The organism is Leucobacter faecis (assembly GCF_054456695.2).
Window position 1 is genome coordinate 71,090 of sequence record NZ_JBTJER020000004.1, and the last position, 26,448, is coordinate 97,537.

The 26,448-nt window shown below is 60.0% G+C and carries 20 protein-coding genes; 12 read left to right on the plus strand and 8 right to left on the minus strand.

The genetic code is table 11. The features are described from left to right. Nucleotides 1–74 precede the first annotated feature (74 nt). Entirely contained in the window at nt 75–2,798 is a 2,724-nt protein-coding gene (locus ACXR2W_RS05595) for a LuxR C-terminal-related transcriptional regulator (protein WP_458813051.1), read from the minus strand. A 210-nt stretch (nt 2,799–3,008) separates the two neighbouring features. Between ACXR2W_RS05595 and ACXR2W_RS05600 the strand changes: the two genes are divergently transcribed. Together ACXR2W_RS05600 and ACXR2W_RS05605 are read left to right on the plus strand one after the other, a co-directional pair. Beyond that, a complete protein-coding gene (locus ACXR2W_RS05600) occupies nt 3,009–4,091 on the plus strand; it encodes a glycosyltransferase family protein (RefSeq protein WP_458813053.1) in 1,083 nt (360 codons plus the stop codon). A gap of 24 nt (nt 4,092–4,115) precedes the next feature. Continuing rightward, on the plus strand, nt 4,116–4,691 hold the full coding sequence (locus tag ACXR2W_RS05605) for a chlorite dismutase family protein (protein ID WP_458813054.1): 576 nt from the start codon (nt 4,116–4,118) through the stop codon (nt 4,689–4,691). 41 nt (nt 4,692–4,732) lie between these two features. On the opposite strand, the gene ACXR2W_RS05610 is transcribed toward ACXR2W_RS05605, so the two are convergent. Next, the gene (locus ACXR2W_RS05610) at nt 4,733–5,896 is read right to left on the minus strand and encodes a hypothetical protein (protein ID WP_458813056.1); all 1,164 of its coding nucleotides are present in this window, start codon (nt 5,894–5,896) and stop codon (nt 4,733–4,735) included. A 303-nt stretch (nt 5,897–6,199) separates the two neighbouring features. On the opposite strand from ACXR2W_RS05610, the gene ACXR2W_RS05615 reads away from it, so the two are divergent. The 7 genes from ACXR2W_RS05615 (at nt 6,200) to ACXR2W_RS05645 (ending at nt 13,666) form a co-directional block, all read left to right on the plus strand. Beyond that, the gene (locus tag ACXR2W_RS05615; RefSeq protein WP_458813058.1) at nt 6,200–7,681 is read left to right on the plus strand and encodes a sugar transferase; all 1,482 of its coding nucleotides are present in this window, start codon (nt 6,200–6,202) and stop codon (nt 7,679–7,681) included. 66 nt (nt 7,682–7,747) lie between these two features. Continuing rightward, nucleotides 7,748–8,659 carry a glycosyltransferase gene (locus tag ACXR2W_RS05620; RefSeq protein WP_458813060.1) on the plus strand — a complete coding sequence of 304 codons (912 nt, stop codon included), beginning with the start codon at nt 7,748–7,750 and terminating at the stop codon, nt 8,657–8,659. A 5-nt stretch (nt 8,660–8,664) separates the two neighbouring features. Next, a complete protein-coding gene (locus ACXR2W_RS05625; protein ID WP_458813142.1) occupies nt 8,665–9,639 on the plus strand; it encodes a glycosyltransferase in 975 nt (324 codons plus the stop codon). After that, nucleotides 9,639–10,943, plus strand: coding sequence for a UDP-glucose dehydrogenase family protein (locus tag ACXR2W_RS05630; protein ID WP_458813062.1), 1,305 nt, complete (start codon nt 9,639–9,641; stop codon nt 10,941–10,943). The genes ACXR2W_RS05625 and ACXR2W_RS05630 overlap by 1 nt, the downstream gene beginning before the upstream one ends. Nucleotides 10,944–11,003: 60 nt before the next feature. Beyond that, nucleotides 11,004–11,873, plus strand: a complete 870-nt coding sequence (locus ACXR2W_RS05635) for an ABC transporter permease (RefSeq protein ID WP_458813144.1) — start codon at nt 11,004–11,006, stop codon at nt 11,871–11,873. 52 nt (nt 11,874–11,925) lie between these two features. Further along, entirely contained in the window at nt 11,926–12,606 is a 681-nt protein-coding gene (locus ACXR2W_RS05640; protein WP_458813064.1) for an ABC transporter ATP-binding protein, read from the plus strand. Nucleotides 12,607–12,610: 4 nt separating this feature from the next. Beyond that, nucleotides 12,611–13,666, plus strand: coding sequence for a CDP-glycerol glycerophosphotransferase family protein (locus tag ACXR2W_RS05645; protein WP_458813066.1), 1,056 nt, complete (start codon nt 12,611–12,613; stop codon nt 13,664–13,666). 76 nt (nt 13,667–13,742) lie between these two features. Here the strand turns inward: ACXR2W_RS05645 and ACXR2W_RS05650 are convergent, their stop codons facing one another. Together ACXR2W_RS05650 and ACXR2W_RS05655 are read right to left on the minus strand one after the other, a co-directional pair. Next, nucleotides 13,743–16,514, minus strand: coding sequence for a bifunctional glycosyltransferase/CDP-glycerol:glycerophosphate glycerophosphotransferase (locus ACXR2W_RS05650; RefSeq protein WP_458813068.1), 2,772 nt, complete (start codon nt 16,512–16,514; stop codon nt 13,743–13,745). A 156-nt stretch (nt 16,515–16,670) separates the two neighbouring features. Further along, on the minus strand, nt 16,671–18,704 hold the full coding sequence (locus ACXR2W_RS05655) for a bifunctional glycosyltransferase/CDP-glycerol:glycerophosphate glycerophosphotransferase (RefSeq protein WP_458813070.1): 2,034 nt from the start codon (nt 18,702–18,704) through the stop codon (nt 16,671–16,673). A gap of 406 nt (nt 18,705–19,110) precedes the next feature. Here ACXR2W_RS05655 and ACXR2W_RS05660 point away from each other — a divergent pair, with 406 nt between their 5' ends. After that, nucleotides 19,111–20,208, plus strand: a complete 1,098-nt coding sequence (locus tag ACXR2W_RS05660; protein ID WP_458813072.1) for an LCP family protein — start codon at nt 19,111–19,113, stop codon at nt 20,206–20,208. Here the strand turns inward: ACXR2W_RS05660 and ACXR2W_RS05665 are convergent. The 3 genes from ACXR2W_RS05665 to ACXR2W_RS05675 form a co-directional block, all read right to left on the minus strand. After that, the gene (locus ACXR2W_RS05665) at nt 20,156–20,644 is read right to left on the minus strand and encodes a VanZ family protein (RefSeq protein WP_458813074.1); all 489 of its coding nucleotides are present in this window, start codon (nt 20,642–20,644) and stop codon (nt 20,156–20,158) included. The genes ACXR2W_RS05660 and ACXR2W_RS05665 overlap by 53 nt on opposite strands. A gap of 15 nt (nt 20,645–20,659) precedes the next feature. Continuing rightward, nucleotides 20,660–21,589, minus strand: coding sequence for a c-type cytochrome biogenesis protein CcsB (gene ccsB / locus ACXR2W_RS05670; RefSeq protein ID WP_458813146.1), 930 nt, complete (start codon nt 21,587–21,589; stop codon nt 20,660–20,662). Between the two features lie 128 nt (nt 21,590–21,717). After that, nucleotides 21,718–22,104, minus strand: a complete 387-nt coding sequence (locus ACXR2W_RS05675; protein WP_458813076.1) for a hypothetical protein — start codon at nt 22,102–22,104, stop codon at nt 21,718–21,720. A 95-nt stretch (nt 22,105–22,199) separates the two neighbouring features. On the opposite strand from ACXR2W_RS05675, the gene ACXR2W_RS05680 reads away from it, so the two are divergent. Further along, a complete protein-coding gene (locus ACXR2W_RS05680) occupies nt 22,200–23,210 on the plus strand; it encodes an oxygenase MpaB family protein (RefSeq protein WP_458813078.1) in 1,011 nt (336 codons plus the stop codon). 14 nt (nt 23,211–23,224) lie between these two features. Beyond that, nucleotides 23,225–25,168, plus strand: a complete 1,944-nt coding sequence (locus tag ACXR2W_RS05685; protein ID WP_458813080.1) for a glycerophosphoryl diester phosphodiesterase membrane domain-containing protein — start codon at nt 23,225–23,227, stop codon at nt 25,166–25,168. 510 nt (nt 25,169–25,678) lie between these two features. On the opposite strand, the gene ACXR2W_RS05690 is transcribed toward ACXR2W_RS05685, so the two are convergent. Further along, complete coding sequence (locus tag ACXR2W_RS05690) at nt 25,679–26,425, minus strand: Fic family protein (protein ID WP_458813082.1); 747 nt, start codon at nt 26,423–26,425, stop codon at nt 25,679–25,681. Nucleotides 26,426–26,448: the final 23 nt, after the last annotated feature.

Genomic DNA, 26,448 nt, shown 5'->3' on the forward strand with positions numbered 1-26,448 from the left:
CGGCCGCGCGCACCAGCCTCGCACGGGGCCCGTACCCGGGGTGCAGCCCACCCCGGGTACGCATGTTTACACGCTCACCAGGTTTGATGTTCGCGGCGAAACCACTGCCGCAGTTCGTCGCGCCCACCCACCCGCAGCTTGGTGAACACGTGCCGCAGGTGGGTGTCGACGGTGCGCACCGAGAGGTGAAACTGTTCGGCGATCCAACGGCTTGAGTATCCGAGGGCGGCGTACAGTGCGATCTCGCGTTCGCGTGCCGAGAGCTCGTCGGTGGCGGGCAGCGGCATCCACACGCCCAGCTCGGTGAGTGCGCGCGCCGACGGGCTCTCCCAAGCCGTGACCCCCGCCGCGATGTCTTCGCAGTGTGCGAGTATCGCCGCCGACATAGGCGGCTCGATCACGGCGGCGAGCGCTCTGATGCGCGTGAGGTACCGCACGGCTTCGTCTCGATCGGCGACTGCTACCTGGTGCAGCGCGAGCAGTTCGACCGTCGCGAGGTCTTGGCCTCGCGCCCACGCAGCGAGCTGCAACCCAAACTGTGCGGCGCCGTCGTCGGCGTTCCACTGCCGCGCGCGCAGCGTCATAACGCGCACGAAGCCCGCAACCGTTTGGGCGGGCCCCGGCCGGTGCACCTCGGCTGAACGAATCGCTCGGCGACTCTCTTCTTTCTCACCGAGGGCGGCAAGCGCTAGGGAGTGGGCGGCAAGCCCGAGGCTGAGCAGGCCGTGTGGGTCATGGCGGGTGAGCCGGTCAACTACGCGTTCGCCGCGCTGCGCGGCGAGCCGCCACTTGCCGTCGGCGAGACTCATGAGGGCCGCGGCAACCTCTGCGAGCCCGGTAAACGCGGTGTCGTGCTGCGCTTCTTCGAGCATCAGCGCGAGCCGATATCGCGCGGCCTCTGCGGCACCACACGCCCAGAACGTTAAGAAGCTACTGAACTGCAGCACCTCCACGAGCTCCGCCTGCGGTTTTTCTCCGATCGTCGCGTACGAACTGGCCTGGTCTGCGATGCGCAGCGCGTCTGAGAACTGGCCGCGCTGGCACAGCAGCAGGGACGAAACGAGCCTCGCGCTGCCGCGCTCCCACTCCACACGCATCGACGCCACCGCACCGGGGTGCGGCAGATAGTCTTCAGCTTCGCGTAACTTGCCGAGCGACGCGAGCAGGAGCGCGTGAGCGCCCCGCACCGCTGCGAGCTTCGCGTCGCTCCCCTCCGCTGTCACGCCGTCGCCCGCGACGCGTGCGCCCAGGTCGGCCAGCTGTGCGAGCGCGCGCTGTGGGTCTCCCAGGTCAAACGCGTAGTGGTCGATGAGCTGCAGCTCGAGCCTGATCCGGAGCATCGAGGATTCGCCCGCCGAGCGCCGCAGCCGGTCGACGGCCTCGCGCACATCCTCCCATGAGCGCTCGAGCACCGCGTACTCGCCCGCGGCACGCGCCGTGGTGACGAGTTGCAGGGTGGCTGCGGCAAACTGGTTCGTCGTGGCGTCGGGGTGGGTGAGCAGGGCGCGAGCGGTGCGTAGCCGCAGGCTCGGTTCGAGCACGTGAGCGTGCTCGTCGAGCGTTTCAGACAGCCACTCAGCGGGCAGCGGCCTGCCCGCGTCGAGCCCCAAGCGCACCAGGCGTACGAGCAGGTCGTGGCGGCGGTGCGCGGCGGGTCCGTTGAGGCTCTCGCTCAACGCATCGAACAGCCTGCTGCTGATCGCGCTCGCTCGCTCGGTCGTCATTTGCTCGCGCACTGCAGCCGCGAGCAGCTTGTGGCTCAGACTCAGCTGCGTGCCCCGGCCGTGTTGATGCTGCTCTTTGACAAGCCCGCGGGAGCGCAGCCGAGAGAGGCTTCCCGGGTCAATTTCGCGCACGAGCTTGCTCTCGCCGACCGGCTCAACGAGCGCAATCAGCTCGAGGGTGCGCAGTTCTTGATCACTGCACAGCTCTTGCAGATAGTCCCAAATCTCGCGCGGCACCAGTTCGGGGCCTGGCAGCTCGTAGCCCACCCCACGGCTGCGACCGATGTGCCCCTCGCGGTCGAGGGCGAGCGCCAGCAGCATGAGCGAGAGGGCGTTACCTTCGGTGAGCTGGTACCACCTACGCAGGCTGTGATACTCAACGTGTTCGACACCGAGCAGCCGGTTCAAGTAGCGGTGGCTCTGCTGCATCGTGAGTGGCGCGACGGTGACCACGTGGGCACGCGCGTCACTCGACAGGTGCGCGGCCGCCCCGCTGAGCCCGTGGGCCGTGGCGATAAGGCGCACGCCGGCGATGTTCATCACCCGGCCAATGAGGCAGGTGAGCTGCGGCGAGTATCGGTCAATGCCCTGCACAAGCAACACCGGATCGCCCCGGCCCGGGTCACTCGCAATCTCTGTGACTGTGTCGATGAGCTGCTCGGCGAACCGCTCACTACTGTGCTCGTCGTCTTCGTCGAGGTGCACCGCAAAGTGGCCCAGCGTCTCTGGCACCCCAAAGTGTGAGGCGATCGTCGAGAGCGGGTTTGAGGGGGCGATGAGCGAGATCAGTTCGAGCGCTTGGGAAGGTTGGTCGGGTGCGTGGTGGGACGTTGCGCTCTCGCTTTGGCTCGCGTTTTGTCCCAGCTGCTGCGAGAGTGTTTCGACCGCGTCTTGGGCGAGCCTGCGCTTACCCGCGCCCGATTCACCGACGAGCAGCACGATACTGCCTGGTGGAGCGAGGAGGTCGACGACCCGTTGCCGCCGCTCGGGCGTTGTGTGCTCGACCGAGCCTTCTCCGACAAATGGGAACGTGCCCGCGCCTACTTCTAACGCACTCAGATGAACAAATTCCATGACTGACTCCCCTGGACGCCAGTCAGCCCCCCAACCACCGAAAGTCCTCATATGTTTTGTAACACTGCCTGCTCTTACAAGCAGTGCGTGATTGCCACGTAAGTAAGCTTGCGTCCAAAATTACGAAACGTCAACAATGAAACCAAAAATGGCCAGCAAATGTGATAATGAGTCATGGCTACGAGGGAGGCTCCGCACACACTCGTGATATTGAGCTCCGTGAAATGGAACTTCGCCTGGCAGCGTCACCATTCCATCGCGCGCGCCGCCGCCGCCGGGGGCACCCCCGTCGTGTTCGTCGAACCACACCCGCGCGCGCTGAGGCAGGTGACCACACACGTGCGCAGACGCCTGCCCGGGGGCAGCGCGGCAGCCGCTGCGACTCCTGCACCCCAACAGCGCGTGCCAGCGGGGGTGACCGTGCTTCGATGGTCACCCGCAGACCTCTTCCCGTGGGTCAGCACGAGACGTGTGCGTCGGGCGCTACCAACCGGATCCGTCAATTTCGTGCTGCAGTACGTACCATCCCGCAAGTTTCTCACCCTCGCGCGAGCACTTCGCCCGACGGTGCACGCCTACGATCGGGTGCTTGACTGGCAGCGTGTGCCACCAAACTGGTACCCCCCGCGGGGGTGGGCGTTAGTTGAAGCGCAGCTTGAGCGCGAAGCAGCCCTCGTGACCGATGCGGCCGCAATGCAGCAAGCCTGGGCAGACCGTGGGCATCGCAGCCTACTCATCACGCCCGCTGCAGACGACGAATTTGTACAGTATGCGTGGTCACCTGCGCCCGCCGCTGGCCCGATCGGGTACTTCGGCACCGTGCAAGAGAACATTATTGATCTGCCGCTGTTGTGTCGGGTGGCCGCGACCCGCGCAGTTGAGGTTATCGGCGACGTCGATGCCGCGTCACGCGCACAGCTCACGGCCGCGGGAGTCACCGTGCGACCTGCCGTGCCGGTGGGTGAACTGCCGCCCCACATCGATAATTGGGCAGCGATCCTTCTGCCGTACCGGGTGGGCGACCGTCGAGACAGCCTGGTGCCGGCGAAGATTTGGAACGCGCTCGCTACCGGCAGACCCGTGCTGACTTCGGGGCTGACACTGCCACCCGACATCGCCCAGCACACATTCGACGTAAGCGCTGCTGGCGAAACCGACGAAACCTCTGACCGCGCCAGCAAACTCAGCGAATTGCTGGCTCCCACCGCCGCGCCCACCCTGGCGAAGGTGCCGAGCTGGTCTGACGCTTGGCGCGACCTGCTCGATTTCACTGGCCACCCCTTGCCAAGCTAGGCGCGACGGGCCACGATGAGTGTTATGAGCGCACTCAACGGTGATCACGCAGCGGCTACTGAATCAGACTTCGCAGACCGAGAAGGTCCCGCCCCAAGTTATTCGCTGTTCGCGGCGTTTCGTGTCAGTTCGACCCACCCGTTTGTCGTGGACGGCCGCGATGTGCCGGGGCTCGTGCAAGAAATCGAAGACGTTGTTGAGATGTTGGCGGCTGAAGACGTTTCTGTGCGCGGCTGGTACGACGTGAGCGGCATGCACCACGACGCCGATCTGCTCGTGTGGCTGCACGGCGAGGCGGCCGAAGACCTGCAGTGGGGCATACGTGAGCTGCGTCGCACGTCGATCATTAGCCCCCTGATCCGGGTGTCGAGTGCGCTGGGATTTCATGCAGCCGACGGCCTTGCCACGCCGGCCGGTGCCGTGCGTGTCAACACGGTGCCGCAGCAGTGGTTAGCGGTGACGCAGCAGGGCCCGCTGAACCTCGAGATACTCGAGGCCGATGACCTTGCCGATCTGGCGCCGCAGTTGCGCGGCATTAGCGCACAGTTTCGCGCTGGCCGTTTCGTCGAGCCCGTCGAAATCATCGAGGTGTTGCAGTAGATCACACGCGTTACCGCGCCAGCCCATCCGGCACGACGGGGCTAAAAAATGCTGCCGTCACCGCCGCCATCGGCATTACCCTCAGGTGTCTCGGGCGGGGGCTCAACCGGCGGGGGCGGCGGCGGCGCTGTCTCTTCTTGCCTGCGGCGTTCTTCTTCTTGCCGAGCGGCTTCCTCCGCCGCCAAACGTGCGGCCTCCTCAGCGGCCAGGCGCGCTGCTTCTTCTGAGGCGGCCTGCTCAGCGGCTAACTGCTCAGCGGCCTTCTGCTCCGTCACGTACGTGGTTGCAGCGGAAACAAACGCCTCCACACGCGCGAGAGTCACGACCGACCTCGACTCGCTAGTCAGTGTCATGACGGTCGCCGGGTCCACACCTGTCGCGCCTGTCAGACGCACCACTGCACCGTCGGCGCCGCGCACGAATTCAGTGGCCGCTACGGTCTCTGCGGCCTCGAGTGCCGTGTCTTGAACCGCGGCTCGTCGCGCATCCAGTTCGGGGTCGGCTTCGAGGAGCCCGCCCTCTGGAGGCTGCTCGACCTGTGTCATGACCTTGGCAGATTTGGGTGCCGTGCTCGCGACCGTGTCGACTGCCTTCAGCCCACCGGCAACGGCCTTATCAAGCTGCTTCAACTGCTCGTTACGTTTGCTAAGCGATTGTTGTGATTCAGCAACGTGTGCAGATGCTTCCTCGTGCCGAGTTTTTGCGCCCTCAAGCACTTCGCGTGTGACGGTTGACTCAAGCTTTGGCGAGTCAGCATTCACAAAGGTCAAATCGGCGACCTCACCCACAGTGAAAGGGGTGACAGCAAACCAGGTGACCGGGTTAAGCTCTTCGCCCTCTTTCAGCTCGTTTGCGATCACCGCCATGGCTCCCGCCTTCGACATCGCACCAGCTTCGTCAAGCACGGTTGTAATGTTGGCTGCAGCATCTGCCAGGTCGGTCGCTACGGATTTCGGCACAATGGCAGAGTCTGCTTTTGCGAGTGCACTAAACCGCACCGCCAGCGATGCCGCTTCTTGCTGTTGAAGATATAGCAGCACTTCTGCCGCGTCACGTTCGACTTCACTGCGACCAAATTCGTTCTCGAGCTGGGAGGTTTCGTGCACCACCTGCCCGTATTTGCCGGCGTCGAGCGCATAGAGGTATTGCGGCGCGGCGACGCCTGCGACGATCAGCGCAACCGCCACGCTGCCCAAGACAATCATGAGCGTACGCCCCGACCACAGGCCTGAACTTCGACGCGTTGCGCTACTGGGCAGCAAACGCCGATCAAAACCGGGGGTCACAAAGTCCAGCCCATCCGGGTTTTGCGTTTCGTTTTCTTCAACCATGTAATGATTCAGTGTCGCGTTTCTGCGCAACCCCACTAATACTAGTCGCATCTATCTACACAGGCGCTCGCTAACGGAATGCCTGCGACGGCGACCAAGTCTGGCACCGCGATAGTTCATCCTGATGCGCTCTGGGAGGGATTCAGGGCATATAATATCTGCGGCCATATATTTCTTATGCAATTTTGGTGTCTTGGCACTCACGGTGCGATATTCATCCAATTGTTTTCAAGGAGCGTCATCGCTGCGACTGAACCCGCCTGGGAAAAGCGTTACTCACGCAAGCTTTTCTGGACGGATTTTGCGGTGTTGCTTGTGGCATGTGCCGCCCCATATGCTCTGACGCTACTTGTAGCTGACTTGTCTGCGGTGGCAGTTCGTCAGTCTGCGATCATCTCAATCGTCTTGTTCGTGCTCTGGTCGTTTTCGCTTACAGGTTTCGATACGCGCAGCCCCGCCGTTTTTGGTACTGGGCCAGACGAGTACAAGCGCGTCATTAACGCCACCGTGATTTCCTTTGGCCTCGCGGCGATCCTCCTCGTTGCTACCGGGCCACAAGAATTTCGCACCGAAACGGTCTTCTTCACCTTTCTGAGCGGTCTCTTCTTGGTTGTACTCGGTCGTTGGGTGTGGCGCAAACGGCTTCACAGCCAACGCCGTCGCAGCAAAAATGTCTACCGCACCCTAATCGTGGGGTCCCCCGGCCATGCTGCCCAGATGGTGCAGCAACTTCGTGCGAACCCGCTCACCGGATTCCATCTCGTCGGCGCCATTTCTAAAGAAGATGTGGGCGCAGAGGTCGCGCCCGGCCTCACCATTCTGGCGACTTACGACGATCTCGTAGAAACAGTCAATAGTCACGACATCGACACGGTGATCATCACCAGTGCCAGGTCTCTGACACCGCGGCGCGTGCGCCGCATGAGCTGGGAGCTCGAGAGCAGTCATGTCGACCTCATCGTCGCAGCTTCGCTCACCGATGTTGCTGGCCCCCGCATTCACGTTCGCCCGGTAGCAGGGTTGCCGCTCATTCACGTCGAACAACCAGAGTTCACGGGCTGGCGTTACTACGCCAAGCGGTTCTTTGACCTCGTGGTGGCAACCGTGATGCTGGTGCCCTCACTCGTTGTCATGCTGTTGCTTGCGGTGCTCGTACGTATCGAGACGCCCGGGCCCGTCTTGTTTCGTCAGGTGCGTCTTGGCATCGACGGTAAACCGTTCACTATGTATAAGCTGCGTTCAATGCGCACGTCTGCCGAGAACGAACTGCCTGGACTCCTCGACAAGTCAGACGGCAACGGGCACCTCTTCAAGCTCAAAACCGACCCTCGCGTGACGCGGGTGGGGCATTTCATGCGAGCGCACAGCCTTGATGAGCTCCCCCAACTCTTCAACGTGTTTCGAGGTGACATGTCGATGGTCGGGCCGCGGCCGCCGCTGCAACGCGAAGTCGACGAATATGACGAGTGGGTAAGCCGGCGGCTACTGGTGCGGCCGGGCATTAGTGGGCTGTGGCAGGTCAGCGGGCGCAGCAACCTCTCGTGGGAGGAAAGTGTGCGCCTCGACCTGTTCTACGTTGAAAACTGGTCCATTACTGGCGATCTACTTATTCTGTGGCGCACTCTGCGCGCCGTCGTAAAATCTGAGGGGGCCTACTAACTCGTGGTATCGATAGAGATCCCCAGCCTGCGCTCTTACTTTGAGGCACCGCGTAAACGCTTACTGTTGGTCGCCTCGACTGGCGGGCACCTGTCTCAGTTGGTGCGTCTCGCCGAGCGCGAAAACGCGGCGGACGATTCAGTCTGGGTCACGTTTGATTCACCTCAAAGCCGATCGATGCTGCGCGGCAAACGCGTACTCTGGGTCGATTACATCGCTCCTCGCGATTTGCGCGGCACGGTCAAGGCTTACCGCCATATTTCAGCCAACCTCAATCCCAGAGACTTTGATGGGGTGCTATCGACCGGCGCGGCTGTTGCCGTAGCAGGGCTTGCTTGGGCCAGACGACACTATGTTCCCGCCGTATACGTTGAAAGCGTCTCGCGTACCGACGGGCCCTCGCTCACCGGCCGCATCGTGCAGAAGCTGCGCCTCGCCGAGCTCTACACGCAACACGCCTCCTGGGCTAGCGCGAAGTGGCAGCTCACCCCATCGGTGTTGAACGATTTCGCCGCTGACACGCCACGGCCCCTGTCAGGTGAACGAGCTGGACTGAAGGTGCTCGTGACTCTCGGCACGATCAAGCCCTACCGCTTCGATAGCGTGGTCGATCGTTTGGTTGACATCACCGGTCCTGAAGACGAAATCGTGTGGCAGCTGGGTGAGACCTCGCGCTCGGGCCTACAGGGCCGTTCACACGATCTCATGCCAGCTGACCAACTCCTCGCAGAGGCCAAAGCGGCCGACGTCGTCGTCACGCACTCGGGCGTCGGCACCATTTTGCAGATGCTCGATAGTGGTATCTCGCCTGTCGTGGTGCCTCGATTGAAAGAACGCGGCGAACACATCGACGACCACCAGTTGCAAATTTGGCGGTTACTCGATGAGGCTGGCATCGGGTCTCCCGTGCAGGTGCAAGATCTGTCGCGCGACACCCTCACGTCTGCGGCAAGTAAACGGGTACGGGTGCTGTCGTGAGCGGTATGTTTGTCAGCTGGACTCGCTCGAATGGTCGCACCGAAGACCTTGCGGGTGCGCTCGAGCTTTCGACCGAGTTTCTGTTTCGACGCAGCCGCTTCGGGCTGTTGGGGCGTTACGTTCACCAGGCACGCGCCACGCGGCAGGCCATCAGACGAGCAGCCCCGTCCTCGGTCATGCTCATGTTGCCACCGGCCCCCGCGCTGTGGGCGCTTCGCGGCGTTCTCGCGCGTGACACCCCGCTCGTCGCTGATCTGCACACCGGGTTCTTCCTCGACCCAAAGTGGACTTGGGCTACGCGGCCGTCACTGTCATCCCTTCGCCGTCACGGCGACATCGCGATCGTCACCAATAACCATCTGGCTCAGGTGTGCCGTCGGCAGGGCGTCGAAGCGGTCGTATTGCACGATCTCATTGTGGAGCGCGCACCCCAGTCTGCGCAGCATTACCTCCTGTGCCCGGTCAGCTACGCCAACGACGAACCAATCTCAGAGATCTTGAAGGCGGCACGTCTCACCCCCGACGTCGAGTGGCGACTCACGGGGTCAGCTCCCGCGGCGGTTCGCAGTGCGGCGCCCAGCAACGTGTCCTTCACCGGGTTTCTTGATGCAGACGAGTTTGATCGTTCTCTCGCAGAAAGCGCCGGTGTGGTCGCGCTCACTACTCGCCCACACACCATGCAGCGTGCGGGGTACGAGGCGTTTAACACGGCCGTGCCGCAGATCACCTCCGACTTCCCTGAGCTGCGAGACTTTTATCGTGATAGCGCCGTGTATGCGACCGCCGATGCACAGTCGATCGCTGCGGCAGCCCGCGAGCTACTCAACCGTCGCGCGTCACTCGTCGAGCGCATTCTCGCGTTACGCCCGCAGCGTGTGGCAGAGCAACAGGCGGCTCTCGCGACAGTGCACCAATTCCTGAACACCGGCGCCCCGCTTCGAGCGACCTCGCACCAATCAGAAAGGCGGCCAGCCCGCTAGTGCATGCATCAGTAATTGGTTGCGGCTATCTGGGGGCCGTGCACGCCGCCGCGATGGCTTCGCTCGGCCACCGAGTCATTGGTATCGATTCAGACCGCGCACGTATTGATTCATTGTCTCGTGGTGTGGCCCCGTTCTTTGAGCCGGGACTCGAAGTACTGCTGCAAGCCGGCCTTGCTAGTGGTCGACTCTCATTCAGCTCCGACGTCTCCGATGCGGCTGGTGCCGACATGCATTTTGTGTGCGTGGGCACCCCCACGGGCGCCGACGGCGTCGCCGACCTCACCTGGGTCGAAGCTGCCGTCGACGCGCTCCTCCCCCATCTCTCACGAGGCGCAATCGTGGTCGGTAAATCGACTGTGCCCGTCGGTACTGCCGCTCGCCTCTCACCTCGCGTCTCGGCTCGAGGCGGCACCCTGGCATGGAACCCAGAGTTTCTGCGCGAGGGCACAGCTGTGCAAGACACACTCGCACCCGACCGCATTGTGATCGGGGTCGAAACCGGGGACGCTGGCGAACAGGCGGCCACTGTGCTCACGAAGTTCTATGACCCGACTGGCAGTTCTAGCACCCCCTACGTCATCACCGACCTTGCTACTGCAGAGCTTGCCAAAGGCGCCGCGAACGCATTTCTTGCCATGAAGGTCTCGTTTATGAACGCGATGGCCGACCTTGCAGACGCGTCTGGTGCAGACGTCGCAGACCTTGCTGCTGTTCTCGGGCACGACCCCCGCATCGGTCACAGATACCTTGGCGCGGGGATCGGGTTTGGCGGCGGCTGCCTCCCCAAAGACCTGCACGCATTCGTGTCACGCGCTGAGCAGCTCGGGCAAGACACACAGATGGCGATCTTACGCGAGGTTGACGCGATCAACCGTTCGCGCATCGCTCAAGCCACAGCCACTCTGCGCGCCGCTTTGGGCGGCTCGGTCTCGGGGCGACGTATCGCCGTGCTCGGGGCCGCCTTTAAGCCCGACTCAGATGACGTGCGCGATTCACCCGCGCTCGCGATCGCGCTCGAACTACGGGCAAAAGGAGCTCATGTAGTCGTCACCGACCCGGCCGCGCTTGATACTGCTCGCACCAAGCACCCTGAGCTTTCGTTCGCTGCCAACTGGCGCGACGCGGCAATGTCGGCCGATGCACTGTTCATTGCGACCGAGTGGCAACAATATCGAGACATTGACCCGACCGAAGCTACCAGTCTGGTAACTTCCCGCCTCGTGTTCGACGGTCGTAACTGCCTCGATCGCGCGAAATGGCGCGCCGCGGGTTGGCAATACATCGGAGTAGGCAGGCGATAGACATTTATTACGCATTAGAAGGTCAGTGGTGCGCGCGCAGAGGAGGTAGCGTTGAGTAACGTGTCTCAAACAGTCTCGACGCCACTCGCGTCAAAATACGTCTCCCCTGGCGCAAGCCGGTGGCTGCTTGACGTGTTTCACTACAGGCATTTGCTGTCGCTGCTACTCAAAAAGGGCACCACCACCCGCTACTACGGTTCGGTGCTCGGCTGGGCGTGGTCGTACGTTCGGCCGGCCGCCCAGTTCCTGATGTACTTCGTCATGATTGGCTTAGTGCTCAAGGTAGATCGCGGTGTCGACATGTACCCGCTTTACCTGTTCTCTGGCATCGTGCTGCTCAACTTCTTCACCGAAGCAACAAAGGCGGCCACCAACTCGATTACGGGTAACGCTGCCCTCGTCAAGAAGATTTATCTGCCGCGCGAACTGTTTCCCGTTGCCGCGGTGGGCTCGGCGTTCATTCACTTCTTGCCGCAGGTGCTGCTGCTTTTTGTTGTGTGTCTCATCGCGGGCTGGCATTTCGCTTGGACGGGGTTACTTGCGTTTATCGTCGCGATTTTGATCGTGGTGATGTTCACACTCGGCTTGGGGCTCTTCTTTGGCGCAATCAACGTCGCCTACCGTGACGCGAAGAACATCATCGACGTTGCCCTCATGTTTAGCATTTGGATGTCGCCCGTGCTCTACACCCACGAGATGATGCGCGACCTGATACCTGCCTGGCTCTACAACATCTACATGGTCAATCCCATGTCTGTAAGCGTAGAGCTGTTTCACCACGCGTTCTGGGGCCAAGTCGTCACTGACACCCGCATGCCCGATTACATGCTCACCAACACTATGGCCGGTGTTGGCATCGCTTTAGGGACGCTGCTCATCGGCCAGGTCGTATTTAGAAGGCTGGAGGGCAACTTTGCGCAAGACCTCTGAGGCACGTCCAGACCCCGTAATCATTTTCGATCGGGTGTTCAAGTCTTTCAAGATGCGTAGCGCTCGCTCACTCAAACAGACAGTGCTCGCGAAGGTACGTCGTACTCCTGTAGAGGACAACTTTCAGGCACTGCAGGCGATTAGCTTTGCGGTCTACCCGGGCGAGTCCGTCGCGGTGATGGGGCGCAATGGCTCGGGTAAATCAACCACGCTCAAACTGCTGTCTGGGGTGCTACGCCCGTCATCAGGTGAGATTTACACCGCGGGCCGCATCGCTGGCCTGCTCGAGGTTGGCGCGGGCTTTCACCCAGATCTCACCGGGCGCGAGAACGTGTACTTGAACGCCGCGATCTTAGGCATGACGAAGGCTGAGACCGACGAGCGATTCGACGACATTCTCGCGTTCTCAGAGATCGGCGACTTCATCGACACCGAGGTAAAGCGCTATTCGTCGGGCATGTACGCACGACTCGGCTTTTCTGTCGCGGTTCACGCTGAGCATGATGTGTTGCTCGTCGACGAGGTGTTGTCAGTGGGCGACGCGGAGTTCAGGGCGAAGTGTAGCGCGAAGATGAAGGAACTGCAGGCCTCAGGTAAAACCATGTTCATCGTGAGCCACAGCGCATCACAGGTGCAAGAACTGTGCGACAGAGGCATCGTGCTCGAACGCGGCCAGATGGTATTCGACGGCCCCATTAAACAGGCCGTCGCCCGCATGAATAAGAAGAAGTAGGTAGATGTCCCGGCAGCTGGAGTCGATTCTGTCGAGGCTTCGTCGCGGGCACGTAGTCACTCGGCTAACGAAGCGGGCAGTACGCGAACTGCAGTCGATCTCAACGACGTTGACGCTGACAGTTACCCGGCCGCGGCCAGGGCACGTCGCGATCGTGACTCTGAATGCTGACGAAGAAAATGCAACCGTGCAGGCTGTGGTTGAGGGCCAAAATGCAAATACAGGGCGCATCATCTTCGTTTCGCCAGATCCAGCAGTATCAAGCGAGGCCGTCGCGCGCGCGGCGCGACGGCTCGACTCTGCGCCGCCAACCAACATCGAGTATCGAACTCTCACCTACGGCGCCCTGTTATCGAGTTACCGCGTCAGCGTAAGCACGTTCTCGACGCATGTTCTACTGCCCGGCCGTGACCTCAGCAAGCGCCGCACGCACACCCATTTGACGCACGGTAGTGGCCCAAAGCCTGACACGACGTTTCGTGGCCCGACAAACGTACTCGCCTCGATCACGCCGCAGTGGGTCGAGCAGCAGCTACGGGAGTATCAGCTGCCGCCTGATACGCCGGTCATCGAGTATCAGCCGCGTTTAGAGGTTATGCGGCGCGCGGCGACAGACCGTTCGATCCTGGAGAAGCTCGGCTTCGACCCCACCCTGAAGCTAACAGTTTGGGCGCCGACGTATCGTTCCATAGTGCGTGCGGGCGGCGAAGTACGCGTGAGCGGCGTACCAGTCACCGACACCGACTATTGGGGGCCACGAGTAGCGGCTTTGGTGCAAGACGTAGAGCAGCGCGGGCACACCTTCGTGGCTAAGGTGCACCCGCACGACGCCGATTCGCTACGTCATTTTGGCGTGTTCACGTTCACCAACGCGGATTTAAGAGCGCTCGACGTTGCCCCATACGAACTCTTCGGCGCAGCAGACAATCTCATTACCGATTACTCGAGCATCTATGCAGAGCGCGAATACCTCGGCCTACCGTTTACTCGTTGGTCCCCGGACGAAGGAGAGTTCGAAGCAGGCTATCGCGGGTTTCGCCTTACAGATGCCGGCATCTGAAACCACCCTGCTACCTACGCATTTCGCTTCAACAACCGGTCACGGGGCATGCTAGAACATTACATGCCCCTTGACCTCATGATCGCGATACTAACTTAACAATCTCTTCAAAGGTGCGCTCTCGGTTGCTTTGGTCATGGTGTGCAAAGAATGAGTCAACGCGAGCTTGCAACGCTTCATCTACATGAAATTCACATGCCGCATAGTCATCAATAAGATCTAATACGCCCTCAAGCGTCTTCGCCGGCGCACCGACACCAAGTTCCGGATTATACCATCCAGGAGAATAGTGTCTTTCATAAAATTCTTCGAGATCAAAATGGGCAAGCACCACCGCAGCTCCCGCAAAAGCAGCATCAAACGCTACAGAAGAATAGTCTGTAATCAGTAGTGGAGTTGAGCGAATCAGATCTGGAATATGGCTCGAGCCGTCAACATCAATCGTAATCCGGTCGCTAGCAGTCAGAACCTCGAAGTATTTTGCGCTCTCATAATGGGGAACAAATCGAAGGGTGAGGTTGTGTCGATCAAGAACCTCGAGTAAGCGATCACTCTGAAGAAAGTCACCATAGAACGTTGCATAGTCTGAAGAAGTGAAATCATCAGTTGTGACATTAACATCCGAGGCAAAAGATGGGGCAACAAGATAACTTCTCCAAGTTGGAAGCAAGAGAATCTCGCGCGATTTTTCACCGCTCCTTGACTCGAAAATTGCATCGAGGCGCGGCATCCCTGTTAGCTTCAATTCGTCCTTATATCCCGACCACTGGCGGAGATACTCTAGTTCCTGAGTTGAAGAACATACGAACATGTCGTACCCCGTTCCTCGGCGATGCACTTGTTTACCCAGCCCATTATGGATCACCCCATGCTGCAAAAAAATCCGATACTGGTTCAAACTCGGCAACAAATGAAGACGATAGACGCTCTTCTTCCAAGATTCAGGCAGAAGGTAGCTTTCTATGTCCTGGCTTGAAATCACAGCCTTCGCGGTAATCATGAGCAGTTTGTGCCGAAGGGAATTGCGTTTAACGAGGCCTTTTTTATCTTGAGTATTCTGCCAAGCGATGGAATCAGCATCCAGAACGTAACGGGGCGCAATCTCAGACCGGCTTCTACGCGCCCACTCAAATAGGATCCACCCATTATCTTGTGCGGTGTCCGATCGCTCTCCAAATACAAACCGTGGCTTTCGAAGGAAGGGCGAAATCACTAGACGTAATACTCGCCATTTCCAATATGGCTTCCTCGATTTAGCAGCTTGCATGTCGTCCTTCGCCCTGGCTAGGCTCCACCTAACGCGCGCAACGCCACCAGCCGAGCCCGACACTTTTCGAATTTTTGTGCCATATTTTGGTGCTGGTAACACCTGCAAGATCGTATTTTCAACTTGTAGAGGCTTGCTTGAGCGGAGCAATCCCGCCGTGTACTGACAAGGTAGAACTATTTGCTCGCCGAAGATGCTAAACCGCGCACTTAAGATGTCAGTATCTTGTACTAACTCTGGGTTTACGTCACTCGTCCATTGAAGGATTACCGCTTGATCCGTGTCATGGTCAAATTTTCGAATCGAAACCGGACGGACGCTAGAAATCGATTCCCCTTGTGCCATGAAAGTAGCATTCAATTCAACCGTGGGAGTGGCAGCGATACCTGGGATTCTGACGCTTCCTGAAAACCTGATCTTACCGTCATGCAGGTAGCTGGCTTCCAAAAAAACAGGAGTCTTTGAAGGGGTAAAGAACGGCGCGTACTCGAGAGGCACTTCACAAGTGGGCACGATTCTCAGGCGGCCCCCGATAGTTTCAACACGCCACTCAGCGTTTTCAGGGTCACTGAAGAGGTGAAAGTTGTTGGTCATGACCGCAAAGAACAACACCCTATGTCTAGTGTTTGAAATAATGTCAAAGACAAGTGCAGGCGGCATGTGTTTGTAAATCTGATGCGCTTCCTGGAAGAACTGTAGTAGTTCTTCTGAGCTTAAAGCCGAAGATGCCCTAGCAAAGAACCCTGCGATAGATCGAATGGCGAACATTTGCGCAGCTTTACGACGCGAACGACTCATGCCCTGTGCCGCTTCAAGAACATGAGCTTCGAGCGCTAGGTGATCAAAATAGCTGTCGCTATTAGTCCACAGTTCGTCCATAAGTGAACTGCCGTCAATCCTTTTTCGGTAGTTGTATACCGTCTCCGAGATTAGCGAAATTTTGTCCGCTTGGAGCAGGATTGGTATGACAGCGAATGCATCCTCAAACCGTCGACCAACAGCAAATCTATTTGAACCGTTTGCGAAGATTTCCGCCCTAAAGAGTTTATTGCAAGGCCCCGCACCAGATAACAGCCGAGGGGCCTCTACGATGTTGACAGTTCGGTCCCCCTGACCAATATCTTTGCTCCATGGCCAGGTAGTCACGACAGGAAAAGTCTGCATATTTCCTATGACGACGTCAGTCCACGGGCGCATTGCGCGGACCCGTCGATCGATGCTGTTGGGCGGCATTCGATCGTCGGAGTCCAAGAACGCGATATATTTACCTTTAGCCAAATCCAGCCCATTGTTTCGCGCTACTGCAGCACCTGAATTGGCCTGCCTATACAGCTCAACATTTTCATGGACAGCAGCAAATCTTGCACAGATCTCATAGGAGTCATCCTGGGAGCCATCGTCGATAATTATCACTTGCATGTCACTGAATCGTGTCTGTGAACTCACAGACCGTAACGTTTGCGAGAGATATTCAGCAGCGTTGTAAACTGGAATAATCAAGGAGACCAGCGGGGATCCTGGCGGAGCCTTCACGACATTCTTTACTTCAAATGTGTCTTCAGGCGAGTAATCTAATTTCAAAGAAGTCTTTCCTCTGTCGGATAGCCCAGTGCATACAGTAAAATACTGTGAGGGGTTGAAATTTCGATTCCTTTAGCCAGATCGAGAATTTCAGCTGGAGATGCAACTTTGTTCCATCATCAACACTGCTATCAGGTTAGCTTGAGCTCATGTACTTCAAAGCGGCCCATATGTACCCCTAGCCGTCACGTACTTTGATGAGTCCGCTCTCTCAACTAAAGTTTCTTGCCCGCATTCGGCAGCATCCAAGAGAATAGATGAATAGTCTGAGATGATTAAATCACTGATCAGCATCAAATCTTCAATGTCAGCCATGCTCACATCATAAATTCTACTTTGCCAATCTAAGACTTGAACCGGCATGTAATCATGATCATGGTACAGAATCGACCAATCAGCGCCCAACACATTCAAGCGTTTGCAGGCATCGATCAAATATGAGAGATCAGTCTCATTGCAACTCTTGCCATAGTTGTAATCTCGCCAGGTCGGAGCATAAACCGCAACCTTCTTGTCTGTGAAGCGTTCGAGTCCAAGTTTTCGAAGAACGCGTTCCCTCTCGCCAGTGGTATTCAACCTCTGGCGCAGGCGCTTCACTCTTGGATACTCGGTAACGATGAATTGCTCTGGCTTTAGTAGAAAAGCTGTACTAAAGCGATCAGCCGCCACATCTCCATCTACGACAAAACGGTCCCAGCGTTGAATATCGCGATACTTATTGACTTTATGTCGCGGGCGCTTCGACGTGATGTAGGGCTCGTGCGAGTCAAACAGCATGCGTTTAATTGGCGTACCATGCCATAACTGGATCCATGTGGAATCAGGGTGCTTGGGTAGAGAAGCCGGAATCCACGTTTCTGCAATCACGGTGCCTGCTAGTGAAGCCACTTTCATCAGTTCAAGAGAATCGGGCTTGATGCGCTGTTCCCGGGGTACGGCAAGATCATCCGTTACGTAGCGGAGGTCGGCCCCCTTCGCTTCTTCTGAGCTTTTCAGTTCTTCGAAAAGGGCACGTGAATTGCCCGTATAGCGTCCATCGAACCCAAGAAACAGGATGATCGTAGGGTCGAGAACTGCTGGTCGCCGGTTCATGCCCAGTTGCACCCAGGACCGTAGGGGATGACGCAGCCGACGTTTAGTCTTTTTTGCTCCAGCGACTGCTCGTTTAGCGAGAGGAGTGAGACGACGTTTCAGTTTAAGAAGTGATTCGAGACGTGTGGAGCTATCGGCATAGAGAGCACCTAGACGAGAAGCTACCCGAAGCAATGAGCTGGTATTTCGACCTCGGTATGGGGCGTGCAGACCAGCTGAGGTGAGCAGCAGCATGGTTTCTCTTGCGTACTCAGCGCGCAGTCCTACCGGCACCCTTCTAGCGTAATACGCCGAGAATTTTTCGAAGTGGTACTGCGCCAAGACATTCGCGGTTTCAGGCTTTCGCGGCTCCAAGGAGGCAAAGCTCTTGCGCATTGCAGAAAGATGATCGCGCATGTGACGGTCAGTGTCTACATCGCGCTTTGTCGAAGATAAGGGGTTCGTTTGAACCGCGTAGAGTGGCGAGTGCACCATGGAAACATGTTCTGCGAGAGTGAAAACCCTGGCGAGGAAGGGATTGTCCTCATAGATGCAGCCTTCTTCGTATCGAAGGGCGTGGCGCACCAAAAAGCTGCGACGATATAGGTTCGTCACACTGAAATAGCTGTGCATGCGAAACAGCAACTCGCAGTCTGCCCCAAACAGATCTCGATGATGCCAGAACGGTTCTACGTGATGATAATTGAACTCGCGCTGTTCTCTGGGATCATCGTTAATCATCTTCCAGTCAAAGTGCACCATGTCAGACTGGTCTTCTTCGGCTCGCTCAGTCGTCACCTGCAACGTGACGCGTTCGATGAAATCGTCTGAGTCAACGAAGAGAATGTACTCGCCGCGGGCAAGATCGATCGCACGGTTGCGCGCCGCTCCTTGGCCAGCGTTGGCCTGGTCGAGTACGCGCAGGTTGGGGTGGAGTACCTCGTACTCGCGCAAGATCGCGAGGCTACGATCGGTGGAGCCGTCGTTGACAGCAATGACCTCAAAGTCTCGCATTGTCTGGTCAAAGACCGAGTCGAGACACCGCCGCAAGAAGTCTTCGCAGTTATAGACGGGAATAATCACCGACACCAGACACGAAGCTTGACCCGATGCAGTCATTATTACAGTCGACTACCTCACTGCGACTCAAGCCAGCCGCTGATCATCCTATATTTTACCAAAATATAGGATACCAGCCATTTTCAAACGTTACGCATGACAGACACACGCACAGAACTCACAACCTCCATGTACAGCGCTTCGACAGTCGAGGCTCTGAAAGGGTTTCGGTGTCGCAGCGCGCATGACAAACATCACCAAACGTTTTCTCATACGAGCAAGCTTTCACTACCTACACGTCGGCCTCGCGACATCCTCATGAACAAGCGGTTGTATTTAGGTTACTCTCCAAGGAAGACGTAAGGTTTGGGCAGGTACCCTGCCCATTTGGGCTTCGTTTACCAATCGCGATACCCCAGCACCTAGATTCATGCGACCTTTCGTCGCGTTGGGAGATAGAACGTCTATGGTCGAAAACCCATCACCACTTGATCGGCTCCTCGCCGAGGCCGACGCGGCTGAGGCAGCTGCACCTGTAGCACCCCGCAAGAAGCGCAAGGGTCTACGCAACACGTTGATCGTGCTCGGCTCGCTAGTCGTACTGCTGGGAATCGCGGCGGGCATCGGCTACGCCGTGCTTTCAAGTTCTTTCAACAGCATCGAGCGTGTGAGCATTGCGCAAGCTCCCGAACTGAAGCGGCCCGAGGCTGTCGCACCAGAGCCTGGTGAGAAGGCCCCAGTCAACATTTTGCTGCTCGGCTCAGACTCACGCGAGTCGAACGATCCCAATGCTTCTGTAGAAGATCTCGGTAACTTCCGCAGCGACACGATCATGGTCGCCCAGATCTCACCCGACCGCAAGAACGTCACGTTCATGTCGATCATGCGTGACAACTGGGTTGAGATTCAAGGGCACGGCGAAGCGAAGATTAATGCGGCGGTGTCCTTCGGTGGGGTACCACTCGCCGTCAACACCGTTGAGAACTTCGTCGGTGCCCGCATCGATCACGTCGCGCTTGTTAGTTTCGACTCATTCAAGGGCCTCACCGATGCGCTCGGCGGTGTGAAGGTCAATAATTCACAAGAGTTTACTGCCAAGCACGGCGGCCAGACCTTCGCTCAGGGTGAGATCACCCTCGACGGCAAGGACGCGCTGTCGTTCGTACGTGAGCGCTACGCCTTCGCCGACGGCGACTACCAGCGTGCCCGCAATCAGCAGGCTTACCTCAAGGGCGTCATGAAAAAGCTACTCAGCAAAGACACCCTGACTGACGCAAGCAAGATTTCGGGCACCTTTGATGCGCTCAGCCCCTACCTCACGCTTGATGAGGGCCTTACTCTGCCTACCGCAGTAGGCCTGGGATTCGACATGCGCCAACTCAAGTCAGACGGCATGACGTTCTTCACGAGTCCCACCCTCGGCACGGGAACCTCGAGCGACGGGCAGTCGATCGTGGTGCCCGACCAGGCAGCGCTCGAGGGTGTGCGAGCCGCCTTCCGAGACGGCACTCTTAGTGAGTATGCTGCGGGGATTGCAGCCGGGGCTGAGCTGCCACAGCAGTAATTCGGTCGCGGTGAGCGCCAATAAGAGCGCTCACCGCGGCTGCAAGCAGCAAACCAAGCCAGCCACCCGCCGAGTTTGCAACGACGTCGAGCAGCGAGGCGTAACGCGCGGGTAGAAACAACATCTGTGCGGCCTCAGCCGTCAACGACAGTGCCGGCACGAGCATCGCACACAGCACCGACTTACCCTGCGGGATCAGCAGGTACATGAAGAAGCCCAGCGGCACAAACATGACAATGTTGGCAGTGAACTCCAGCTGCGCATACCCAAATGACGAGGGCACACCAGCGTGGTGCAGCGCATCAAGAAACACCGCGATGACTCCCCGCAACGAACGGTCCACCGGCGTCGGCCAAAGCACAATTAATGCGACGAGTGCCCCCACCGATACGAGCCCTGCGAGGCCAACCCGCTGCCTACGCTGTAGCGTCAACATTCCGCGTCCCAGGGGTTACAGACCCGAGTAGGCGTGCAGTCCCTTGAAGAACACGTTGACGATCGCGAAGTTAAAGATCACGGCGGTGTAGGCGATGATCGACAACCACGCCGAGCGTGTGCCGCGCCAGCCGCGCGTCGCGCGCGCGTGAATGAAGCCGGCGTAGAGCACCCAAATCACAAAGGTCCATACTTCCTTCGTGTCCCAGCCCCAGTAGCGGCTCCACGCGGCCTCGGCCCAGATCGACCCGGCAATGAGGGTGAATGTCCAAAACACAAAGCCGATGATCGCGAGGCGGTACGACAGGTCTTCGAGTCGCACGGCAGACGGCATCGTAGCCATGAACTTAAGCCCGGTCGGCTCCCCTGCGGCGTCGCGCGCTTCGCGCCTGTGCTGCATCAGCTGCAGCACCGATAGACCGAACGACAGCGTCAGCACGCCCACGGCGAGCACGGCCACGAGAATGTGAATCACCAGCCAGTACGAGTCGAGCGCCGGCGGCAGCGGCACGATCGAGACGTAGAAGTTGAGCTTGGTGATGCCCAAGAACAGCACGGTCATACCGGTGACGAGCGCACCCAAGAAGCGTAGGTCGACCACGAACTGCACGACCAAGAACACGAGCACAATGGTGCAGGTCGCGGTGAGCGCAAACTCGTACATGTTGGCCCACGGCACTCGTTCGGCTCCGATACCGCGCAGAATCGTCGCGGCAAGGTGAAACGCGAAGCCCACGACCGTGAGCGAGAAGCCAATGCGTAGCGCCTTAGAACGACGCGGTTTCGCCGCGACGTCGCTCGCTGCTCGCGTGAGTGTGGCGACGCCACCGCCCGCGGCAGCCGAGCTCTCGCGTGCCGTGGCACCGGCCGCAGCTACAGCTGCGTCACCGCTGCGGTTGGCGAGATCGACGGCGTAAAACACAAACGCGATCGAATACACGATCATCGCCGAGTACAGCGCGGTCGTTGACAGGGTTTCAAGCTCGGTCAGCACAGTTTCTCAGAGTAGCCCCCGTCCCTGTGAATGATCCAGGGCACAGCCTGGGGGGACGAGCGCCGCGAGCGTTGCGAGCGTTACGAGCGCGGCGACACGACAACCGTGAACTCGAGCGGCTGTATGCCGCCCTGCTCATTGCTCAGCGTCACCGTCGTTTTACCTGCGACGAGCGCGGTGACGCCCGGGTTAAACTCTGCGCTGCCGTCGACTCGCCCCGGCTCGAACGTCGCCACCGAAGCGTCTGAGACCTCACCGGTGTAGCTGTCGACGGCGAGGCTCCCGGTATCGATGTTGAGTGTCTGCCCCACCACGAGATCCACCGTGTCGCCCTGCAGGTCGTTTGCGGCGACTGTCACGGGCGCGATCACATCGCCGCCTATGGGTGCCGTGCTCGGCCCCGCACAGCCCGCGAGGGCCAGGCCCACCAGCAGCGTCGCGGCCGCAGCACTCAGTTTGGTTTTCATGGGGCAAGTTTGGCACCCCTGGCGCGCACGAACAAGCACCCGTCACGCTATTGTTGGACCTGATCCAACGCTTTCACGCTACCAACGGAGCAAGCATGTCTCAGCACGATACCCACGGTTCATCAGCCGGCCGCGGCGCAGCCGCCGCTCCCGACGCAGCCGCCGCTGCCGCCGCCGACACATCAGGCCCCGCCGCAGCAGGTGTGGGCGGCTGCCCGGTTGCTCACGGCTCGACAACCAGCGGCGGTCAAGGCCCGATCGCCGCGGCCCGAGCGGGCGCCGAAGATGGCGGGTATTTCGGCCCCGGCAGCATCAGCTGGCGGCTGTTTGCTGATCCGTCTTCGAAGCTGGGCGGGGCCGCGGCCGTGCTGTTGCAGTCTCTCAACCCCATGATGATGCGCGTGTTCGAGGGCACGAGCGGCTACGCGACCGACGTCGAAGGCCGCAGCGAACGCACGGGCCGCTACATTGACACGACCGTGTTTGGTGACCGCGCGCACGCCGACGCGGCGGGGGCGGCGGTGCAGCGGCTGCACGCGGCGAGTGTGTGGACCGACCCTCGCACGGGCGAAGAGCTGCGGGCCGACAACGAAGAGTGGCTCGCCTGGACCCACAACTGCGTCATCTATGGTGTGCTGCGCGCCGCCGACGCGTTTGGCCCCACCCTCTCGGTCGCTGAGCAAGACCGCTTCGTACAAGAGCAGCACGAGGCGGCCCGCATCGTGGGCATCACCGACCTCGAGAACCCGCAGCTGCTGCCTCGCACGCGCGCCGAGCTCGACGCCTACATCGACGAAAATAAGGCGTGGATGGCGCTCACCCTGGGAGCGGCCGAGATCAGTCGCGCCCTGCGCGCCCCGGTGCTGCGCGGCAATCCGTTCAAGGTGTGGGCGACGGTCAATGTGCAAGACGGCATTCTTTCGCTCTTGCCCGACTGGGCGCTGCTGCTATTTGGCATCGAGGGGCGCCCCATGAACATGCGCGCCGCAGCCCGCGTCACACGCAGCATCATCGCGAAGGCGCGCGCCGGCAAGTCGAGCGACGAGCTGGTCGCCGAGGTCGCTGCGCGCGTGCAGACCCACCCGTACCGCAAGGTGCGGCGCTAACCCCGGTGCGCGACGTGACACTCGAGACTGCTACCTCGCGGCCCGGGCTCTTCGCCGAGTACCGGCTGCTGGTGGGCGGTGGCTGGCGCATGCTGCGCGCGGCCGGCTGGCGACTCATCGGGCTGCTGCTCGCGACGCAGCTGATCATTGCGCTCGTCGCACTGCCGGCCCTCGGCTGGCTGTTTCGGCAGGCACTGCGGGCGGGCGGTATGCGCGGTCTCGACCTCGAAGCGCTCCCCTCCCTCACGGGGCTGCCCATCACCCTGCTGCTCCTCGTCGTGGTGGTGCTGCTCGCGTTCTGGCTGATCGCGCTGCAGTTCACCTCGATCGTGGTGCTGCTGCGCTGGCCCGGGCTCGGCGCTCGCGCCTTCTGCGCTGAGCTCGGCCGCGTCGCCCGGCAGCTCATGCGGCCCGGCTCGCTGCCACTCATCGCGTACCTGTTTCTGCTGCTGCCGCTCAGCGGATTCGGCTTCACCTCGGCCCTCGCGCAGGGCATCGCGATCCCGTCGTTCATATCGGGCGAGCTGCTCAAGAGCACGTCGAGCACGGTCGCCCTCACGCTGCTCCTCATCACTCTCGCCTGGCTCAATCTACGCCTCGCGCTCACTGTGCCCACGTTCGTGTTGTCGACGGGGCGCCGCTCCGCACGCGCGAGCTGGCGTCTGACCCGCGGCCTGCGCTCCCCCGCCGCGCTCGTGCTGACGGTCACCACCGTCACCCTCGCAGCGGGCGTGGCTGGTCTCGCGCTGTTTATCACCGCGATCGTGCCCACCGCGATCACCGACGCGGTCTGGCCCAGTGCCTCGCCCGTCGTTGCGGCGTTCTCGCTCGCCATCGCGCAGATCGTGGGGGCGGTCATTGCGGGGCTTGCGACCGCCTGGGTCGCGGGCGCGCTCATCTCACGGGTCGAGCTTGCCCGTGCCGAGGCCCCCGCGCTGCTGCCCGAGCAGGTCACATTCGTTCCGGATCCCACCCGCGCTCCCGCACCCCGTGCACCCCAAGTCACAGCTCCCCACCCGGCCGCAGCCGACGAGCCCGCCTCTACCCGGGCCGCGGCCGCCGCGGCACCCGAGGCGGCTGGCTCGCGCGGATCCGGAGCGCGCGCTGCCGTGCTCATCTCAGCGGGCGTGCTCGCCGTGGCGCTCGGCGCCCTGAGCATCGCGCCGCTCACGCAGCTCGCCGGGGCACCCTCGTCGCTCGTGCTCGCGCACCGGGGATTCTCGGGCGGTGGCGTCGAAAACACGATTGGCGGGCTCGACGCGGCGAAGCGCGTGGGCGCAGACCTCGTCGAGATGGACGTGATGCAAACGAAAGACAGTGAGTTCGTCGCGATGCACGACGCTCACCTTGGCAGGCTTGCCGGGATCGACGCTGCAGTGAAAGACCTGACCCTCGACGAGATCACACAGATCGAGGTGCGTGACCAGTTCGGCCACGCAGATACGGTGCCGAGCTTTGCCGACTATGTGACGCACGCGGCCGAGATCGACATGCCGCTGCTCATCGAGATCAAACTGGGCGGGGCAGACACACCCGATCACGTCGAGCAGCTCGTGGCAGAGCTTGAGACGCTGGGGCTGCTCGAGAACAACATCTACCACTCACTCGACCGCGCGAGTGTGGCCGCGCTCAAACGGTTGCGACCCGACCTGACCGTCGGGTACACGATGGCGTTTGCGGGCGGCGACGTGCCGAGCACCCCCGCTGACTTCATCGTCGTCGAGGAGTGGACCGCGACCGAGAGCATGCAGCAGGCGGCGGAAGGCGCGGGGCTCGGGTTCTTCACGTGGACGGTGAACGAGGAGCCGGGTATACGCGCGCACCTGCGCCGCGGCACCGACGGGATCATCACCGACCACCCCGATATCGCGGTCGCAGCGCGCGCCGAGATGGGCCATGAGACCGGCCTCGCCGACGTGCTCGTCGACGCGCTCACACGCTTCGTGACCGTCGTGTGAGTGGGTGCTGCAGTCTAGGTGTGTGGGGGCTACAGACTAGGTGCCTGGGTCAGTAATGCGTTCTGCCCTGTAGCCGCACCCGAGAACAACCACGACTATGCATCGAAATGACGAGTCGCCACGATAAGTACGCTTTTATCGTGGCGACTCGTCATTTCGGTGCCGACTCGTGTGTAAAGCGATCAACAACAGCAGTTCATCTCTTCCGGCCAGCCTGGACGACTGGCTCGGCGCGAAAAGGCCGCGGAATGGGCGCTCCACGCAGCCTGCCACAACCTCTGAAAGCCACGTACCGGGCTCGCCCACGCCGTCGACAGCGCAATGGGTAGAGAACTCGGCCTGGCGTAGCCCGACAGGCAGGGCCCCGCCAAGAGCGGGTCAGGAGTGGCCTAATTGCCCGTTCTCTGGGCCGACTTCTTGCTGGAAGTCGACAGACGGGCGGCACGAGACTACCGGCGCACTATTTGGCGACGGCGCCGAAGGGTCTGGAAACGTTACCGACCCACACGCCTAGAGGCTGTGCGCTTGGGGCGGCACGAAGGGGGCGTACCTGTCGTGGTACCTATCTTGAAACGAGCGCAGCGTTTCGCGCAGAAAACCCGGCTCTTCACCGTAGTTTTTGAGCCCCCGGAAGTAGAACTCTTTCTGTTCGTCCAAAACAATAAACGGCATGATGTTGTTGCGTAAGCACTGCTCAAACATGAGTAGACGGCCCACGCGGCCATTGCCGTCTTGGAACGGATGAATGCTCTCAAATTGGTGATGAAAATCAGCGATGTCATTAAACAGCATGCGCGCTGGTGTAGCTTCGAGAAGTTCACTCATGTGACGGTCAACATCTGCCGGGCGTGACGTCGCAGTGCCCCCGACTTCGTTGGCCACAGCCTTCCACCCGCCGACCACAAACCAGGGCTTTGCGGCGTCGCTCGTGCCTGACTTCAAGATTCGGTGGTACTCACAGATCTTGTCGCGGCCAAGCGGCTCATCGAGGTGGTCAAGCATCCAGTCAAAGGCACGAAAGTGATTCGCCGTCTCCACCACGTCGTCGACAGATAGCGCTTCGCCACTAACCGTCTGCGTTTCGTAGATGTATCGCGTCTGATCTTCGCTGAGCCTGCTACCTTCAATGCGATTGCTATTGAAGGCCATCTGAATCTGGTTCAGGTGATAGAGACCGCCTTTGAGCCGCATCGCCCGCTGTTCAATCAATGTTTCAATAAACCGACTTGCGTTGATCTGGTACTCGTCATCAGACATGCCCTACCTCCAGTTCAACTCTA

Coding starts and splice junctions, on each gene's coding strand:
- ACXR2W_RS05640 (WP_458813064.1), top strand. CDS start 11,926: ATGCGTAGCGCTCGCTCACTCAAACAGACAGTGCTCGCGAAGGTACGT.
- ACXR2W_RS05595 (WP_458813051.1), bottom strand. CDS start 2,798: ATGGAATTTGTTCATCTGAGTGCGTTAGAAGTAGGCGCGGGCACGTTC.
- ACXR2W_RS05610 (WP_458813056.1), bottom strand. CDS start 5,896: ATGATTGTCTTGGGCAGCGTGGCGGTTGCGCTGATCGTCGCAGGCGTC.
- ACXR2W_RS05660 (WP_458813072.1), top strand. CDS start 19,111: ATGGTCGAAAACCCATCACCACTTGATCGGCTCCTCGCCGAGGCCGAC.
- ACXR2W_RS05665 (WP_458813074.1), bottom strand. CDS start 20,644: ATGTTGACGCTACAGCGTAGGCAGCGGGTTGGCCTCGCAGGGCTCGTA.
- ACXR2W_RS05645 (WP_458813066.1), top strand. CDS start 12,611: ATGTCCCGGCAGCTGGAGTCGATTCTGTCGAGGCTTCGTCGCGGGCAC.
- ccsB (WP_458813146.1), bottom strand. CDS start 21,589: ATGATCGTGTATTCGATCGCGTTTGTGTTTTACGCCGTCGATCTCGCC.
- ACXR2W_RS05680 (WP_458813078.1), top strand. CDS start 22,200: ATGTCTCAGCACGATACCCACGGTTCATCAGCCGGCCGCGGCGCAGCC.
- ACXR2W_RS05615 (WP_458813058.1), top strand. CDS start 6,200: ATGCAATTTTGGTGTCTTGGCACTCACGGTGCGATATTCATCCAATTG.
- ACXR2W_RS05690 (WP_458813082.1), bottom strand. CDS start 26,425: ATGTCTGATGACGAGTACCAGATCAACGCAAGTCGGTTTATTGAAACA.
- ACXR2W_RS05605 (WP_458813054.1), top strand. CDS start 4,116: ATGAGCGCACTCAACGGTGATCACGCAGCGGCTACTGAATCAGACTTC.
- ACXR2W_RS05675 (WP_458813076.1), bottom strand. CDS start 22,104: ATGAAAACCAAACTGAGTGCTGCGGCCGCGACGCTGCTGGTGGGCCTG.
- ACXR2W_RS05655 (WP_458813070.1), bottom strand. CDS start 18,704: ATGACTGCATCGGGTCAAGCTTCGTGTCTGGTGTCGGTGATTATTCCC.
- ACXR2W_RS05625 (WP_458813142.1), top strand. CDS start 8,665: ATGTTTGTCAGCTGGACTCGCTCGAATGGTCGCACCGAAGACCTTGCG.